This is a genomic window from Paraburkholderia sp. J76, from assembly GCF_905220295.1.
Taxonomy (GTDB): domain Bacteria; phylum Pseudomonadota; class Gammaproteobacteria; order Burkholderiales; family Burkholderiaceae; genus Paraburkholderia.
Window position 1 is genome coordinate 608,705 of sequence record NZ_CAJMZJ010000001.1, and the last position, 15,962, is coordinate 624,666.

At 65.6% G+C, this 15,962-nt stretch carries 11 protein-coding genes and 4 pseudogenes; 7 read left to right on the forward strand and 8 right to left on the reverse strand.

Features of this window, described 5'->3' with window-relative positions:
- Nucleotides 1-229: 229 nt before the first annotated feature.
- Both U5768_RS02755 and U5768_RS02760 read right to left on the reverse strand, forming a co-directional pair.
- A pseudogene (locus tag U5768_RS02755) lies at nt 230-1,180 on the reverse strand (pyridoxamine 5'-phosphate oxidase family protein); the annotation flags it as partial.
- Between the two features lie 33 nt (nt 1,181-1,213).
- Nucleotides 1,214-1,855, reverse strand: a complete 642-nt coding sequence (locus tag U5768_RS02760) for a glutathione S-transferase (protein WP_322028845.1) — start codon at nt 1,853-1,855, stop codon at nt 1,214-1,216.
- 125 nt (nt 1,856-1,980) lie between these two features.
- Here U5768_RS02760 and U5768_RS02765 point away from each other — a divergent pair, with 125 nt between their 5' ends.
- Nucleotides 1,981-2,925 (forward strand): LysR family transcriptional regulator, encoded by a 945-nt coding sequence (locus U5768_RS02765; RefSeq protein WP_322028846.1) that lies wholly within the window; start codon nt 1,981-1,983, stop codon nt 2,923-2,925.
- A 36-nt stretch (nt 2,926-2,961) separates the two neighbouring features.
- Here U5768_RS02765 and U5768_RS02770 read toward each other — a convergent pair.
- Together U5768_RS02770 and U5768_RS02775 are read right to left on the reverse strand one after the other, a co-directional pair.
- Nucleotides 2,962-4,100: pseudogene (locus U5768_RS02770) on the reverse strand (DUF2252 family protein).
- 222 nt (nt 4,101-4,322) lie between these two features.
- Entirely contained in the window at nt 4,323-4,925 is a 603-nt protein-coding gene (locus U5768_RS02775) for a DUF1571 domain-containing protein (protein ID WP_322028847.1), read from the reverse strand.
- 103 nt (nt 4,926-5,028) lie between these two features.
- On the opposite strand from U5768_RS02775, the gene U5768_RS02780 reads away from it, so the two are divergent.
- From U5768_RS02780 to U5768_RS02795, 4 genes are read left to right on the forward strand one after another with little or no spacing between them, the layout of a single operon-like run.
- The gene (locus tag U5768_RS02780) at nt 5,029-5,520 is read left to right on the forward strand and encodes an SRPBCC family protein (protein ID WP_322028848.1); all 492 of its coding nucleotides are present in this window, start codon (nt 5,029-5,031) and stop codon (nt 5,518-5,520) included.
- Between the two features lie 34 nt (nt 5,521-5,554).
- The gene (locus U5768_RS02785; protein ID WP_322028849.1) at nt 5,555-6,256 is read left to right on the forward strand and encodes an ABC transporter ATP-binding protein; all 702 of its coding nucleotides are present in this window, start codon (nt 5,555-5,557) and stop codon (nt 6,254-6,256) included.
- Nucleotides 6,257-8,881 (forward strand): FtsX-like permease family protein, encoded by a 2,625-nt coding sequence (locus U5768_RS02790; RefSeq protein ID WP_322028850.1) that lies wholly within the window; start codon nt 6,257-6,259, stop codon nt 8,879-8,881.
- 4 nt (nt 8,882-8,885) lie between these two features.
- Nucleotides 8,886-9,998, forward strand: coding sequence for a carotenoid 1,2-hydratase (locus tag U5768_RS02795; RefSeq protein WP_322028851.1), 1,113 nt, complete (start codon nt 8,886-8,888; stop codon nt 9,996-9,998).
- A gap of 23 nt (nt 9,999-10,021) precedes the next feature.
- On the opposite strand, the gene U5768_RS02800 is transcribed toward U5768_RS02795, so the two are convergent.
- The 3 genes from U5768_RS02800 to U5768_RS02810 all read right to left on the reverse strand — a co-directional run bounded on the left by U5768_RS02800 (nt 10,022) and on the right by U5768_RS02810 (nt 13,659).
- Nucleotides 10,022-11,272, reverse strand: coding sequence for a Zn-dependent hydrolase (locus tag U5768_RS02800; RefSeq protein ID WP_322028852.1), 1,251 nt, complete (start codon nt 11,270-11,272; stop codon nt 10,022-10,024).
- A gap of 147 nt (nt 11,273-11,419) precedes the next feature.
- A complete protein-coding gene (locus U5768_RS02805) occupies nt 11,420-13,000 on the reverse strand; it encodes an isocitrate lyase (RefSeq protein WP_322028853.1) in 1,581 nt (526 codons plus the stop codon).
- A gap of 470 nt (nt 13,001-13,470) precedes the next feature.
- Entirely contained in the window at nt 13,471-13,659 is a 189-nt protein-coding gene (locus U5768_RS02810) for a hypothetical protein (RefSeq protein ID WP_322028854.1), read from the reverse strand.
- A 530-nt stretch (nt 13,660-14,189) separates the two neighbouring features.
- Here U5768_RS02810 and U5768_RS02815 point away from each other — a divergent pair.
- A pseudogene (locus U5768_RS02815) lies at nt 14,190-14,384 on the forward strand (nuclear transport factor 2 family protein); the annotation flags it as partial.
- An 18-nt stretch (nt 14,385-14,402) separates the two neighbouring features.
- Here the strand turns inward: U5768_RS02815 and U5768_RS02820 are convergent.
- A pseudogene (locus tag U5768_RS02820) lies at nt 14,403-14,694 on the reverse strand (ISL3 family transposase); the annotation flags it as partial.
- A gap of 238 nt (nt 14,695-14,932) precedes the next feature.
- Here U5768_RS02820 and gnd point away from each other — a divergent pair.
- Nucleotides 14,933-15,958 carry a phosphogluconate dehydrogenase (NAD(+)-dependent, decarboxylating) gene (gnd, locus tag U5768_RS02825; RefSeq protein WP_322028855.1) on the forward strand — a complete coding sequence of 342 codons (1,026 nt, stop codon included), beginning with the start codon at nt 14,933-14,935 and terminating at the stop codon, nt 15,956-15,958.
- The last annotated feature ends 4 nt before the right edge of the window (nt 15,959-15,962 follow it).

Here is a 15,962-nt window from a genome sequence, read left to right on the forward strand (position 1 = left end):
TGTTTGCCGCTATGTGCCACCGATGCGGTGGTCATCCGCTCACTGGGCAATGGCTCAATTGTGGTGGCTAACGCCCGGTCGATAAATCTGGCGTTCGACTCAACAGTGTTATCGAAAAGGAGAACAATGCGCGGATAAACGGCGGAAATGGGCAGCGAGAGAGGTTTACAGGGCGAAAGAATCTCGACCAGCGTGAAGTCTAAACAGCCGCCGCGGGCGGCGGCGCCGGCGCGAACTGCGGCGCATATTCGACCGCCGACCAGCGCAGCGGCAACGCGCCTCGCGCGCGGCGCACCTCGTGCAGATGAAACCGCACCAGCCGCTGCGCCAGCGGAAATTGCGCGATCTCCGGGCCGTCCCAGATCACCTCGGCGCGCACGGCCAGATACAGCAGATCGCCGCGCGCAAAGTCCACGAACAGCAGCCCCGCGCGCGGTTCGCTCAGCAGGTTGCCGATCGTGTTGAAAAAATTGTTGCCGGTGAAGTCGGGCGCGGTGAGCGTGCGCGCATTGTCGATCCGCACGAAGCCGGGCATGCCGCCGCGATGCGAGACATCCACCCCGCGCGCCGCTTGGGCCGCAGCGGCGAGATTGGCGCTTGCGATAAAAAATACGTCGGCCCGCGCAATCAACGCACGGTCTTCCTGCGACAGCGACCCGGCGCGTTCGACCGCGGCGTTCGCCGGCACGTTGCCGACGAGCGCCGGCTCGCGTCCGTTGATGTACTTCGGGCAATTGCCGAAGCTCTGCTCGACCGCGAGCGTGACCACATCGCCCTCGAGGGCTTCGATCACGCCGTTCACGCGATTGCGCCGCCGCGTGTGCGGCTGGATGCCGAGGCCGCCAATACGCGCGCCCGGCACCCAGCTTCCTTCGAGCGGATCGCCCGGCAACGCGCCGCCGTCGATGCGCAGCGTGCGGCTGTCCGGCGTCGAGACGAAGCCGGCCGTTTTCGCCCGCAGCGTCGCCCATGGCTGACCGCCCGCATCGACGCCGCCGAACACCATGAACGGCAGCATGGCGAAGAATGCGCGATGCTGGTCCGGCATGGCGTCGCGAATACCGCGCGAGCCGTGCGCGAGCGCGATGTCGGCCACGCCCGCACGCACCTGGGCTTCCCGTTCGCCCTCGTGAAACGGGCCGGTCGCGTGATACGGGTTGGGTTCGGGCAGCGCGTTCATGACGGTCTCCGGTGGGTGGCGCACACGCGCCGGTCAGGCGGCGAGCAGGCCCGCTTTCGTGGACGGCATCGGCACGAAGCCCGGCAACGCGGCGACGCGCCCAAGCCATGCGCGCAGATGCGGATACGGCTCCAGCGACACGCCGCCCTCCGGCGCATGCGCGATGTAGGTATGCGCGGCGATATCGGCGATCGTCACGTGGTTGCCGGCGGCGAATGGTTTGTGCGCGAGTTCGGCGTCGAGCAGCGGCAGCAGCGTTCGCGCAATCTCCTGCGCGCGCGGCAGATCCAGTTCGCGCTTGAATACATGCACGAGGCGCGCGGCGCACGGACCGTAAGCGATCGGCCCGGCGGCGAGCGAAAGCCAGCGTTGCACGGTTGCGGCGCCGAGGGGATCGTCCGGCAACCACGATGCATCGCCGTAACGCTTCGCCAGATAGACGAGAATCGCGTTCGAATCGAACAGCACCGTCTCGCCGTCGACGATGGTCGGCACCTGGCCGAACGGATTGAGCTTCAGATACGCGCTCTGGCGGTGTTCGCCGGCGGCAAGGTCCATCGGCACGATCTCGAACGGCAGTTCCAGCATCGACAGGAACAGCCGTACGCGGTGCCCGTGACCGGAAAGCGGCGTGGTGTACAGGCGAATCGGCGTGGCGGGACGGGGGGCGGGCATCGACATTCTCCATAACGAACGGCCGCGAAGGAAGCGGCTGGGAGCGTTCAGATTAGGCAACGACGACGCGCGCGGGAAGACTGCTAAGCTTGCAATCATTTTCTATCGAAAATGGACAATCGCCGATGACCGACGTACGCGACGTGAATCTGAACCGGCTGGCGGTGTTCGTCGCCGTGGTCGAGGCGGGGTCGCTGACGGCGGCGGCCGAGCGGCTCGGCATCGCCAAGACCATGGTCAGCGCGCACATGCAGCGGCTCGAACGCGAGATCGGCGCGAGCCTGATCGCGCGCACCACGCGGCGTTTGTCCGTTACCGACGCGGGCCGCGCGTTTTACGACGCCAGTTGCCGCATTCTGCAGATGACGGAAGAAGCGCTTTCAGCCGCGTCGGGCGAGGCTTCGCCGGCACGCGGCACGCTGAGGGTGAGCGCGCCTGTCGATTACGGCGCGCAGATCGTCGCGCCCGCACTCGTCGATCTGCGCGGCGCGTATCCGGAACTCGATATCGAACTGATCTGCGCCGATCACTACGTCGATTTGATCGGCGAGGGCATCGATCTGGCCGTGCGGCTGGGCAATTTGCCGGACTCGAACTATCGCACGGTGAAGCTCGGCAGCTACGTGCGATGGCTCGTTGCAAGCCCCGCGTTCGTCGCGCGGCACGGCATGCCGGGGTCGCTGAAGGCACTGGCGTCCTTGCCGCATATCGCGATGACGGTGTTGCGCCATCCTTCGACGCTCGAACTGACGCGCGACGCCGGGCGGCTCGCCGCGGGCCGGGCGTCCCGCGACACAACCGTGCGCCGCGTGCGTTGCGTGAACGCATTGAGCGTGAACACGGCGACGTCCGCGCGCGCGGCGGTGCTCGCGGGCGGCGGCTTTGCGGCGCTGACCGACTTTTCGACGCGGGCGGACGTCGCCGCCGGCGACCTCATCCGCTTGCTGCCCGAATGGTCGGGCGTGCCTTCGAACGTGCAGGCCGTGTTTGCGCCGACCAGCTTTCCTTCGGGCAAGGTGCGCGCCGTCATCGAGGCGCTGAAGGCGAGGATCGCGAAAAGCGCCGCGTAAGCCCGCGTTTTCCTCGCCGCGATGGCCGCCGCTGCCTCAATTCACGCCGGTAGCATAGCGGCGGCAATGCTCGAGATAGCCGGCTTCGTGGCTGCTCGCCAGTTGCACGATACTGGTCCAGAGCCACAGCGGCGCATCGATCGTTTTCGAGCGGCCGCGCCGCAGTTCGGCGAGCCAGCTACGCCGTGCGGGCGGGTCCATCTGGCGCGCGTGCGCGTTGCCTACCACGGCCGCGAGATAAAACGCGACCTTTCGGGCCTCGCCTTCGTCGAGTTCGTCGATTTCGAGCTTGAGATCCTGCGGCAGCAATTCGCGAATCACCACGGCGCGATCGAGCAGGCGGGACGCCCGCATGCGCTCGCCGAGAAAGGGCGAGAGATGCCGCGCGCCTTCCACCACGCGCTCGGCGTTGTCGCGCGGCATCGATGCGTCTTCGTAGCGCGGCGCGGCGGCTTTCACGCCTTCCTTGATGTCCATGAGACACAGGTCGTCGCCCTCGATCACGCCGCCGTCGACATCGAGTAGTACTGCGTAACGTAGCCTGCCGAGCGAACTGCAGCCCTTGACCCAATACGCGGCGTCGAGCACCTCCACCTTGCCGCCCTCGTTGCGGCCGCGCAGGCCCGTGGGCAGGTTCGCGATGGCGTCGTCGCGGAAGAGCGTGTCGATGGCCTTGCGCTCGGCGCGCGTGAGCGGCCAGAAACGCTTGCCAAGCGGAATCGTCGGTTCGAGATCCTCGATGCGTTCCTCGGCGAGGTGCTGCCACGAGCGGCGCACGGCCGTCTTCATCGCCAGATGCACGGGCTCGGGGCGCGAGGACAACTGTGCCTTCTCGTGCTTCGCGCCGAACGCCGATTCGTAACCCGCTGCGAGCGCCTCCATCATGTGCACGATGGTAAGACCGGAAAGCGAAGAACCTCGCGCGGCCGTCGCAAGCGATAGACCCAGGCGGATGAGGTCGTGCACGGGGTTGCCGATCACGGTCTGATCGAGATCGCGGATATGGACTTCGACCTTGCCCTCCTGGTTCGCGACGGGGCCGAGATTGCCCGTATGGCAATCGCCGCAAATCCAGATGGCCGGGCCGCGCGGCAGCGAGTCGCCGTTTGTCTCGACAATCCATTCGTAGAAGCGGGTGGTGTTGCCGCGCACGTAGGCGTGGGCGAGCGCGCCATTTTCAGGCGGCGCTGCTCGGTCAATATGGCCGCGCGCTCGCCCGGCTTGGGCAACGCCTTCGACGACCCCGCGCCTTTCGAAACTTTCGGTTTTGTCTCTTTTGCCTCTTTAGCCTCTTTAAGCGGTTTGCCGCGTTTCTTTTCGCTGGGCATATTCGTTCTTCCTTTTCTAGGTTCGCGTGGCGAAAGCAAGCGCTGTGCCGCAAGCCGGGAATTCGGCGTCTAGCCAAACGGCCTGAGTTGCGACTCCGGAACATCGATTCGAAGGTTCTCCATCAGCACCGTTTCGATCGGCTCGCGCGATTCGCCTTCGCTCACGACCTTGACGGGCAGCCCGTGGCTCGAATCGAACCACAACTCATAGCGGGACACGCCCGACGCCGCGTGCCCAGGCCGGCCCGTCACGATCACATGCGCCGCCGTGCACGAGCCGAGCGTCCCGGTGCCCACCACCTGGGTGTCGCCATGCTGCCGAAGCTCATGAACCTTCGCGAGCAGCGCGCCAATATCGGACTCGTCGACGCGATGGCCTTGCGGGCTCTGGATCATGGGATTGTCGGGGCTCAGCGTGAGCCTCGGAAACGTGCCAATACCGAACGGCCAAAGCGCGACTTTTCCCGATTCCGGGTTGAAGACGAGCGTCGCGCCGGCATGCGGGCGCACGAAGTCCATGCGCACGAAACCCGGCTTGCGGTAGCCATAAAATACCTCGACCGGTTCCGCGCCCGCGCCGGCCGAAGTCGATCTCAGCGTGACCTGATAGTTTGCGAGCGCATCGAAGCGCGCCTGCGCGACGGCCACGAAATCGCAGTCCGGCAGCGTCATCGCCGCCTCCTATACTCGAACGTGGATGATGATTCATTCTGGAGCACCGCTTCGCACCGTGCAATGCACACGTAACGTACCGCAAACCAGGAGGAAGCGAACGATGGCGGAATTCCGTCTGACCACGTTGTGGTGCATCGAGGCGCCGCTGCAACCGGTATGGGACGCGATCCACGATTCGGTGAACTGGCCGAGGTGGTGGAAGAACGTCGAAGCGGTGCGCGAGTTGCAGGCGGGCGAAACAGACGGTCTGGGCGCCGTGCATCGCTACACGTGGAAGGGCGTGCTGCCATACCGCGTGATCATCGACGTGCGCGTGACGCGCGTCACGCCACTCGTTGCGCTGGAAGGCGAAGCCAGCGGCGCGCTCGAAGGCGTGGGGCGCTGGCATTTCGCAGCCGACGGCAGCCGCACCGTGGTGCGCTACGACTGGCACGTGAGAACCGCCAGCGCGTGGATGAACGCGCTCGCGCACGCGCCGCTCGTGCGGTTCGTATTCCGCTGGAATCACGATTCGATCATGCGCGAAGGCGGTCAGGCGCTCGCGCGTCTGCTGGAGGCACGGCTTGTCGATTGCAGCGCCGATCCGCGATAAGTGCAACAATCCGTCTAACCGGTCAACGCCCCCTATGCTGACGCTCGCCAACGTATCGAAACACTACGCGAAGCACGACGAAAAAGGCGCCGCGCCGCGCAACGTGCTGCGCGGCGTGAATCTCGAAGTGGGCGCGGGCGAATGCGTCGCGATCATGGGCGAATCGGGCGCGGGCAAATCCACGCTGCTCAATCTCGCGGCCGGACTGGACCGCCCGGATGCGGGACAGATCGTGTTCGACGGACACGATCTCAACACGCTCGACGACGACGCGGCCACGCTGCAGCGCCGCGAAAAAATGGGTTTCGTGTTCCAGGCGTTCCACGTGCTGCCGAATCTCTCGGCGGCGCAAAACGTGGCGCTGCCGCTGCTGCTGAACGGCATGCGCGCGAAAGACGTGCCGCCGCGCGTTTCGGTCGTGTTGCATGCGGTCGGTCTCGGCGGGCGCGAGCACGCGCTGCCGCGCGAATTGTCGGGCGGCGAACTGCAGCGCGTGGCGATTGCGCGTGCGCTCGTGCATCGGCCGCGTCTCGTGCTCGCTGACGAGCCCACCGGCAATCTCGATCACGACACGGCGATGCGCGTCCTCGCGCTGCTGCGCGAACTGGCGCAACAGAACGGCGCCGGCGTGCTGCTCGCGACGCACTCGGCGGCCGTGGCGGCGGGCGCCGACCGCGTGCTGCGGCTCACGCCAGAAGGGCTCGAATCGTACGCGCCCGGCGCGGGCGGAGCGTAGATGCGCTGGCCCGGCGCTGTGCGTCCATCGAGCGCCTCGCGCGCATTGCGTTGCCCGGGCAATCGCATGGCCGGCGGCGGCGTGGGGGCGGCGCTCATCGGCGGCGAAATGCGCGCGCATCCGCTGCGCACGCTGATCGGCATTCTCGCGATCGCCGCGGGTGTCGCGATGGGCTACGCCGTGCAGTTGATCAACCGCGCGGCGCTGGACGAGTTGTCGGCCACGGTCAATTCGCTGATGGGCAACGCCGATATCGAACTGCGCGGCCCGCGCGCAGGCTTCGACGAGACGCTGTATCCGCGTATCGCGCGCTTGCCCGAGGTCGCTGCGGCGAGCCCGGTGGTGGAAGTCGATGCGCGCGTCGCGGGACGCGAGGAGCCGTTGAAGCTGCTCGGCGTCGATGTGTTTCGCGCCGGTTACGTCACGCCGAACCTTGTCGGACGTTTGGCGCAAACGGATCGCGCCGGCCACGCCAACGGCGCGAAGCGGGACACCCTCGATCTGCTCGACCCCGACACCGTCTTTCTCTCGCCCGCCGCGCTGAGCTGGCTCGCGCTCCAGCCCGGCGACACGCTCACGGTGCAAGTCGGGCTCGCCTCGGTCGCGCTGCGCGTGGCGAGCGTGTTGCCCGCATCGGGCGATGCGGTGCGCGTGGGCGTGATGGATATCGGCGCCGCGCAATGGCGCTTGCAACGGCTCGGCACGCTTGAGCGCATCGACATCAAGCTCAAGCCTGGCGTCGACGCCGAAGTGTTCGCGCATTCCATCGCGCCGCTGTTGCCCGCGGGTGTCGCCGCCGTCACGCCGGGCGACAACGCGCATCGCACCTCGATGCTCTCGCGTGCGTATCGCGCGAATCTCAACGTGCTCGCGCTCGTCGCGCTGTTCACCGGCGCGTTTCTCGTCTTCACGATGCAGGCCCTCGCCGTGCTGCGACGCCGCGCGCAGTTTGCGCTGCTGCGCGCGATCGGCGTGACGCGGCGGGGCGTGCTGTGGCTCGTCGTCTCGGAGGGCGCCATTCTCGGCGTGCTCGGCGCCGCCGCGGGCCTCGCCACCGGTTTCGCGCTCGCGGCCGCCGTGCTCCGTTATGCGGGCGGCGATCTGGGCGGCGGCTATTTCGAAGGGGTCCAGCCGCGCGTGCATTTCGACGCGCTGCGCGCCGCGATATTTTTCTCGCTGGGAGTGGCCGCGTCGGTGCTCGGCAGTCTCGCGCCGGCGCTCGAAGCGGCGAAGGCACGGCCCGCGCGGGCGCTGAAGGCGGGCGACGAGGAAGCGCCCGCCGCCGGGCTGCGTACGAAAAGCACCGTCACGGCGGCGCTCTGCGCCATCGCCGCCGGGGTCGCAGCGGCGCTGTTGCCGCCCGTGGCCGGCTTGCCGGTGTTCGGCTATCTCGCCATCGCGCTGTTGCTGCTGGGCGGCGTGCTCGCCATGCCGGCCGTCGCGCGCGCCGTGTTCGCCACGCTGCCGCGCTCGAACGGCGCCGTGCCGCAACTCGTGCTGGCGCAACTCGCCAATGCGCCCGGCCGCGCGACGATCGGCCTCGCGGGCATCGTCACGAGCTTCAGCCTGATGACGGCGATGGCGATCATGGTGTCGAGCTTTCGCGTGGCGGTCGACGACTGGCTGCAACTGCTGCTGCCCGCGCCGCTGTATCTGCGCGCTTCGACCGGCGGCGACAGTGCATTCCTCTCGCCCGCCGATCAGGCCGTCATCGCGGCCACGCCCGGCGTGGCGCGCGCCGAATTTCTTCGCGCGACGCAGATTTCGCTCGACGCCCGTCTGCCGCCGGTTAGCCTGCTCGCGCGGCCCATCGATCCGCGCAATCCCGCCGCGCGCCTGCCGCTGACGACCGCGCCTTTCGTGCCGCGCGCCGGCGAACCGCCGCCCGTGTGGATCAGCGAGGCGGCCGCCGATCTCTACGGGATGCATCCGGGCCAGCGTATCGCGCTGCCGCTGGCGGGCCGGCGCCTGACGTTCACGGTGGCGGGCGTCTGGCGCGACTATGCGCGCCAGTTCGGCGCCATCGTGATCGACGAGAACGATTACCGGCGGCTCACCGGCGACACACGCGTAAGCGACGCCGCCTTGTGGCTGGCCCCGGGCGTGACGCCGGAGCAGGCGATCGCGCGCTTGCGCGCGGGCGTGCGCGGCGGGGAACGTCTCGCGTTCGCGCAGCCTGGCGAGATTCGCGCGGCGAGCCTGCGGATCTTCGATCGCAGCTTCGCCGTGACGTATCTGCTGGAAGCGGTGGCGGTGATCATCGGTCTGTTCGGCGTGGGCGCGAGTTTCGGCTCGCAGGCGCTCGCCCGCACGCGCGAGTTCGGCATGCTGCGGCACATCGGCGTGACGCGTCGCCAGATCGCCGTCATGCTTGCGATGGAAGGCGCGCTCGTGGCGCTGCTCGGCGTGCTCGCCGGCCTCTCCCTGGGCCTGAGTCTCGCCATGGTGCTCGTGCATGTCGTCAACCCGCAGTCGTTTCACTGGACGATGAGCGTGCACATGCCGTGGGGGTTGCTGGCCGCGCTTGCTTCGGCGGTTGTCGCGGCCGCTGCGCTCACGGCGCTGCTTAGTTCGCGCGCGGCGATGTCGGTGGACGCGGTGCGCGCAGTACGCGACGACTGGTGACGCGATGAAACGGCGCACGTTCCTCGTATGGCCGCTAGCCGCGCTGACGCAGAACGCCGCGTGGGCGGCGCTGCCCGACTATCCGGCGGTCACGAGCGGCAGGCCGCTTGTGTTTCCGCGCGACTACGGCGCGCATTCGCGCTATCGCACCGAATGGTGGTACGTGACCGGCTGGCTGCAAACGGATAGCGCTTCCTCGCTGGGCTTCGAAGCGACGTTCTTCCGCTCGCGCCCCGCGCTCGACGATGCGAACCCGAGCCGTTTCGCGCCGAATCAACTGCTGTTCGCCAACGTGGCGCTGAGCGATCCGCACGCTGGCGGCTTGCAGCACGACCAGCGCGTCGCGCGCCGCGGCTTTGGCCTCGCCGAAGCGAGCGAGACGGACACGGCTGTCCATCTCGACGACTGGTCGCTCGCGCGCGACGCCAACGGCCGCTACCGCCTGAACGTCGCCACGCCCGGCTTCGCGTTCGCCTTCACCTTGACGCCGACGCAGCCGGTGCTCGTGAACGGCGCGCACGGGTATAGCCGCAAGGGTCCGCTTCCCGACGAGGCCAGCTATTACTACAGCCAGCCGTGGCTGCAAGTCGACGGCGTGCTCAAGCGCAACGGTCATTCGCGCGGCGATGGCGAGCCCGTGCGCGGGCGGGCGTGGCTCGATCACGAATGGTCGTCCGCGCCGCTTGCGGACGATGCCGTGGGCTGGGACTGGATCGGCATCAATTTCGACGACGGCGGCGCGCTGATGGCCTTGCAGATCCGCGGCAAGGCGGGCAGCAAGTTCTGGGCAGGGGGCACGCTGCGCGCGGCCGACGGCAGCACACGTACGCTATCGGCCGACAGCATCGGGTTCACGCCGCTGCGCCGATGGCGTTCGCCGCATACCGGCGCGGAGTATCCGGTGGCGATGCGCGTCGATGCGCAGGACCTGCACGTGACGCTCGTGCCGCTGATGGACGATCAGGAATTCGACAGCCGCGCGACCACCGGCGCGGTGTACTGGGAGGGCGCGGTGACGGCGTTCGACGCGCCCACAGGCACCGCAGGGCCCTCGAAAAAGCCGATCGGGCGCGGGTATCTCGAACTCACGGGATATGTTGAGCGGCTCAAGCTCTAGCAACAGCCGCCCGATATCAAACGTTACGTTTCGCGCCGTAAGGCCTCGACGATTCCCGCTGCCGCCCGCGCCGCAACCTCGCACCCGAGAACGATGTGCGCTTCTTCGGTGTCCTCCACGAAATCGTGACTCACGCCGCCGATGCTCGGCACGAACAGCATGCAGGCGGGAATGTGCTGCGCGATGACCTGCGCATCGTGTGACGCGCCGCTCGGCATGCGCGTCCACTGTCCGGGCGCGATCGCTTCAGCCGCTTGCGCGAGTTGTTCCTGCAAGGGCGCATCCATCGCAACCGGTTCTTCCGCGCCCTCGCATGCGACGAGCGCCGCGTGCACGGCGTGTTGCGCGTTCCATGCATCGAGTAAATCAATCAGCGCGCGTTCCATTGCATGGAGCCGCTCGGGGTTCGCGTCGCGGAACTGCAGGTGCATAAGCGCCTTGCCGGGCACGACGCTGAACGAACCCGGATCGAGTTCGATGCGCCCGACCGTCCACACCGTATCCGCGTGCGCCAGGCGGCCAAACGTCTCGTCGATACGCGCGATGAATGCGACCAGCGCCGCGCCCGCATCGCGCCGGATGGACATCGGCGTGGTGCCCGCGTGATTGCGCTGGCCGGTGAAACACAACTGATACTCGCGAATGCCGACGATCGTCGTCACGATGCCAATGGATTTCCCCGATGCTTCGAGCCGGCCGCCCTGTTCGATATGCGGTTCGAGATACGCGCGTTGCCGCGTGCGATCGAGCGTGACCCGCGGACGATTCGCGAGGGCCGCCTGAGCGAGTGCGTCGCCGAGCAACAGGCCTTCCTGATTGCGCGCGCTGCGCAACGAGGCATCGATCGCTTCGCCAACGAAGCTTCGGCTCCCGAGGAAGCCCGAAAACGTGCCTTCTTCGTCAATCCATGACGCGACGTCCACCGCGAAGTCGCGAGTCGCCTCGCATTCGTCGAGGGCGCGGGCGATCTCCAGACCGTAGATCACGCCGAGCGCACCGTCTAGCCAGCCGCCGGTCGGCTGCGTGTCGGTGTGCGAGCCGATCACGAGCGCGGGGCCGTGTTTGCGCGAGCGTCCGAATACGGTGCCCACGCCGTCGATGGCGGCGTCGAGCCCGGCGTCGGCCATGCGCGCGGCGAGCCAGCGACGCGCCTCCATATCGATCGGCGAAAGCGACAGGCGGACCACGCCGGGACCGGTCGCGCCGAAACCGCGCAACGTCTTGAGGTCGTCGAGCAGGCGGGCAGGGTGAATGCGGGGGAAGTCTGCGTGCACGGTCGTCCTCCGGGACATGAGTCGCTGAGGAGCCGAGCATACAGCAGGAGAACTATCTTTCGCTCGTCATGAATGGTTGCTCATTTCGAGGCGCATAAAAAAACGCCAACCGGGAGTGGTTGGCGTTTTGCCCGGCGCGGTGCCGAATCAGAACTGATTCATCGTGTTGTCTTTACCGGCCGCTTTCAGCGCGGCTTCGCCGCTGAAGTATTCCTTGTGGTCGTCGCCGATGTCCGAGCCGGACATGTTCTGGTGCTTCACGCAGGCGATGCCCTGGCGAATTTCCTTACGCTGCACGCCAGCCACATAACCCAGCATGCCCTGGTCGCCGAAGTATTCCTTCGCCAGATTGTCGGTCGACAGTGCGGCGGTGTGGTACGTCGGCAGCGTGATCAGGTGGTGGAAGATGCCGGCTTCGCGCGACGAGTCGGCCTGGAAGGTGCGGATCTTTTCGTCAGCGCGCTGCGCCAGTTCGGTCTGGTCGTATTCCACGCTCATCAACTGGGCGCGGTCGTACGACGAGACGTCCTTGCCCTCGGCCTTCATCGCGTCATACGCCTGCTGGCGGAAATTCAGCGTCCAGTTGAACGACGGGCTGTTGTTGTACACGAGCTTGGCGTTCGGGATGACCTTGCGAATCTCGCTGACCATGCCGGCGATCTGCGCGATATGCGGCTTTTCGGTTTCGATCCACAGCAGGTCGGCGCCGTTTTGCAGGGCGGTGACGCAATCGAGAACGCAGCGCGCTTCGCCCGTGCCGGCGCGGAACTGGAACAGGTTGCTCGGCAGGCGCTTGGGACGCAGCAGCTTGCCGTCGCGCTTGATGACGACGTCGCCATTGCCCAGTGCATCGGCCGGCAGTTCCTCGCAATCGAGGAACGAATTGTATTGGTCGCCCAGGTCGCCCGGCGTGTGGGTCACGGCGATCTGCTTGGTGAGGCCTGCGCCGAGCGAGTCGGTACGGCACACGATGATGCCGTCGTCCACGCCCAGTTCCAGGAAGGCGTAGCGGATGGCGCGCACCTTGGCGAGGAAGTCCTCGTGCGGCACGGTGACCTTGCCGTCCTGGTGGCCGCACTGCTTCTCGTCGGACACCTGATTTTCGATCTGGATGCAGCAGGCGCCCGCTTCGATGAACTGCTTGGCCAGCAGATAGGTGGCTTCCGCGTTGCCGAAACCGGCGTCGATGTCCGCGATGATGGGCACGACGTGCGTGACGTGGTTATCGATTTTTTCCTGAATGGCGGCCTTGGCCGGGCCTTGCGCCGCATCCAGTTGGCGGAACAGGCCGCCCAGTTCACGGGCGTCGGCCTGACGCAGGAAGGTGTACAGCTCGCGGATCAGCGCGCTGACCGAGGTTTTTTCGTGCATCGACTGGTCCGGCAGCGGGCCGAACTCGGAGCGCAACGCGGCCACCATCCAGCCGGAGAGGTACAGGTAACGGCGCTCGGTGCTGTTGAAGTGCTTCTTGATGGAGATCATCTTCTGCTGGCCGATGAAGCCGTGCCAGCAGCCCAGCGACTGCGTGTACTTTGCGGGATCGGCGTCGTAGGCGGCCATGTCGGCGCGCATGATCTTCGCGGTGTACTTCGCGATATCGAGGCCCGTCCTGAACTTGTTCTGGGCACGCATGCGTGCGGCGGATTCGGGGTTGATGGCATTCCAGGCGCTGCCTTGCTGCTCCTTCAAACCAGCAATTGCCTTGATGTCGTCTTGATATTGAGCCATGTGTATCTCCTGAGTCCTGGAAGAGCGAAGCGCGTTTTGGGTAGAGGGTTCAGCGTGCCGCTGCGTAAGTCGAAGCGAACTGCATGACTCAATTGTAGGGTCTCGCTGATGCGCAGACGCAATGTCTTATATAAGACATATGACTATTTTGTTCTTTATTTATCAATGAGATAGGTAATGATTTTTGCGCTGTAGAACATGTTTTCATAACGTGGGAAGGCACGTGCTTCGGGAAACCTGGCTGCATTTCACAATGTGAAGCGCGCTTTCGGGCTGCAAGAGGCCGCGTCGCTAAGGGAAGAGGCGAAGAGGGATGCGGTGTGCGCGCATCGCATGCCGTAGCACGCTCGCGAGTGGCGTAGTGGAAAGCCAGCCTGGAGGGGGCTTGGCGGGGGTTTCGGTAGGGAGATGCGGAAAAAAGCCTTCGCCGCGGGTGCCGGTATTACGTGGCCCCAGCGGCGAACGCCGCGTCAGTGGCTGGTCACGCTGACGGCCACGATTTCGTAGCCGGGATCGGCGTGCTCGTTCGCCGCCTTTTCGGCTTCCTCATGCGAGGGAAAAGACTTGGCCCCTTCAATCTCAGGCGCCATGCCGATGTCACCGTCCTCCGCGCAACAGAGGTACTGCTCACCGGTCTTCACCACATAGACGGTCGTCATGTCTCCCTCCAGCGGTTTTTCGGGGGAATTTATAGTCTAGCAGGCGCGGGGGGTGTGGGTTGGGCGGTTTTTCCTGCGGCTTGGTTTTGTGTAGAAATACGTGTGTTGTGATAAGAATACTTATCTTTATAGCAATGTCCTGTTCGGTTCCCGAAAAAACTTGGGTGGGGGCCCGTCGAGATTGAAAAGGGCTGCTCTCACGGAAGGGGAAGCGATTACGGCGATTGCGGGCCGCGGGCCACGAGGCGAATGGCGCCGGGCCGGTCTTCTTCGACAGCATGAGCCCGGCCGCTATCTGGATGAAAAACAATCCGGCGATTGCCGACACGTCCTGCGCCGTCCACGTTTTTTCAAGGCTCGATGGCGTGGAAGTCCACCTCACCGGTTACACCAGGCTTCTTTGGCGCGCCGAGCGGTATGAGAGCGCGTTGAGCGTTCAACAGCAGAGGTCAATGCAGCGGAGGAAACGGAAGATGGAAATCAGAATGACGGATGCCGAAGTACTCGATCGTATTCGGCCAGAAGACGTGATGCTGCGTGAGCGCGCAGCCCGCGACGGCGGCCGCTGGAACGAAATGGCAGCTTGCTACCATCCTGAATCGATGGTCGAGGTGTCGTGGTACAGAGGCTCGGGCGCAGGCTTCGTCGAGAAGACAGAGGCGATGGCGCGCGGTCCGGTGAAGACCTTCCACGTCATGGGTCAGTCCGTCGTCACGATACGCGGGGACCGCGCCCTGATGCTGCGTGTTGTCGATCCGTTCCACGACGCTTTTATTGAGTGGATGGCGGCAGCGGGCCAGGATCCCGTGCCACGGCAGCCTTGCACGCGCCTGGTGAACACATTCAGGGGCAGCGTTTCCGCTTTTGCATTGCCGGCGCAAACCACTGTTCCAGCCCTTTTGCGCATACAGGCTTGCTGTAGAACCCGAGCCGCTTTACTTCGTCCCTGAGCGAGTAGATGCGTAATAGCGCGCGTAACAGCGGCTCATTGCCGGCCAGCAGTTCCGTCAGATGCACCGGCTGCCCGATTTTGATTACGCTAGATCGAATCGATGGCGAGAAGCGCTGCGTCACGCTGGACGTCCCCGCCGTTCCCCCTGAATTGTGCGGCCGGGCTGTCTATACTCGATCGAGTGGTTTTATCCACCGGCATCCCTCCCGGATATCGCCGAGCGTTTTACGCGGTGGCTCTCCTATCTGTCGTCACGCCGCGCATGCCGCTTGCTACGCCTGAATTGGCGATATGTCTCAACAGACCTTTCAGGAGCCGTACATGCAACTTGGAATGATTGGATTGGGAAGGATGGGTGCCGACATGGTGCGGCGGCTAACGCAGGGCGGTCAGCAATGCATCGTATTCGACGTACAGCCGGCAGCAGTGCAGCGCCTCGAACAGGAGGGCGTTGCAGGTACGTCGTCGCTCGAAGAATTCGTAGCCAGGCTGGAGAAGCCGCGCGCCGTGTGGTTGATGGTGCCGGCTGCAGTGGTCGATTCAACGCTCGAAAAACTCGTACCGCTGCTGGAGCCGGGCGACATCGTGATCGACGGCGGCAACTCGCACTTTCACGACGACATCCGCCGCGGTAACGAACTCGGTGCGAAGAAACTGCACTACGTTGACGTCGGCACGAGCGGTGGCGTCGCCGGTCGGGAGCGCGGTTATTGCCTGATGATAGGCGGCGAGCAGGATATCGTGAAGCATCTCGAACCAGTGTTCGCAGCACTCGCGCCAGGCGCCGCCGCCGCGCCGCGGACAGCCGAGCGTCAGCTAGACGGCAGCACGGCTGAAGAGGGCTTTTTGCATTGCGGCCCGCAGGGCGCGGGCCATTTCGTGAAAATGGTTCACAATGGTATTGAATACGGGATCATGGCCGCTTATGCGGAGGGCCTAAACATCCTGCGTCACGCGAACGCGGGGCGGCAGTCGCGCGAAAGCGATGCAGAAACCTCGCCGCTGCGCGATCCGCAGTTTTATCAATACGACTTGAATCTCGGGGATATCGCCGAAGTGTGGCGGCGCGGCAGCGTGATCAGTTCGTGGCTACTCGACCTGATTGCGGGCACGCTGTCGAACGACGGAGATCTGAAGAACTACGCGGGACGTGTTTCGGATTCGGGCGAAGGTCGCTGGACGATCGATGCCGCGATCGACGAAGGGGTCCCGGTACCGGTGTTAAGCGCAGCGCTCTTCGCACGCTTCACGTCGAGAGGCGAATCCGACTTTGCGAATCGCGTGCTGTCGGCGATGCGCAAGGATTTCGGCGGCCACGCGGAAAAACCCGCCGCTCCGATCGACTGAGCTG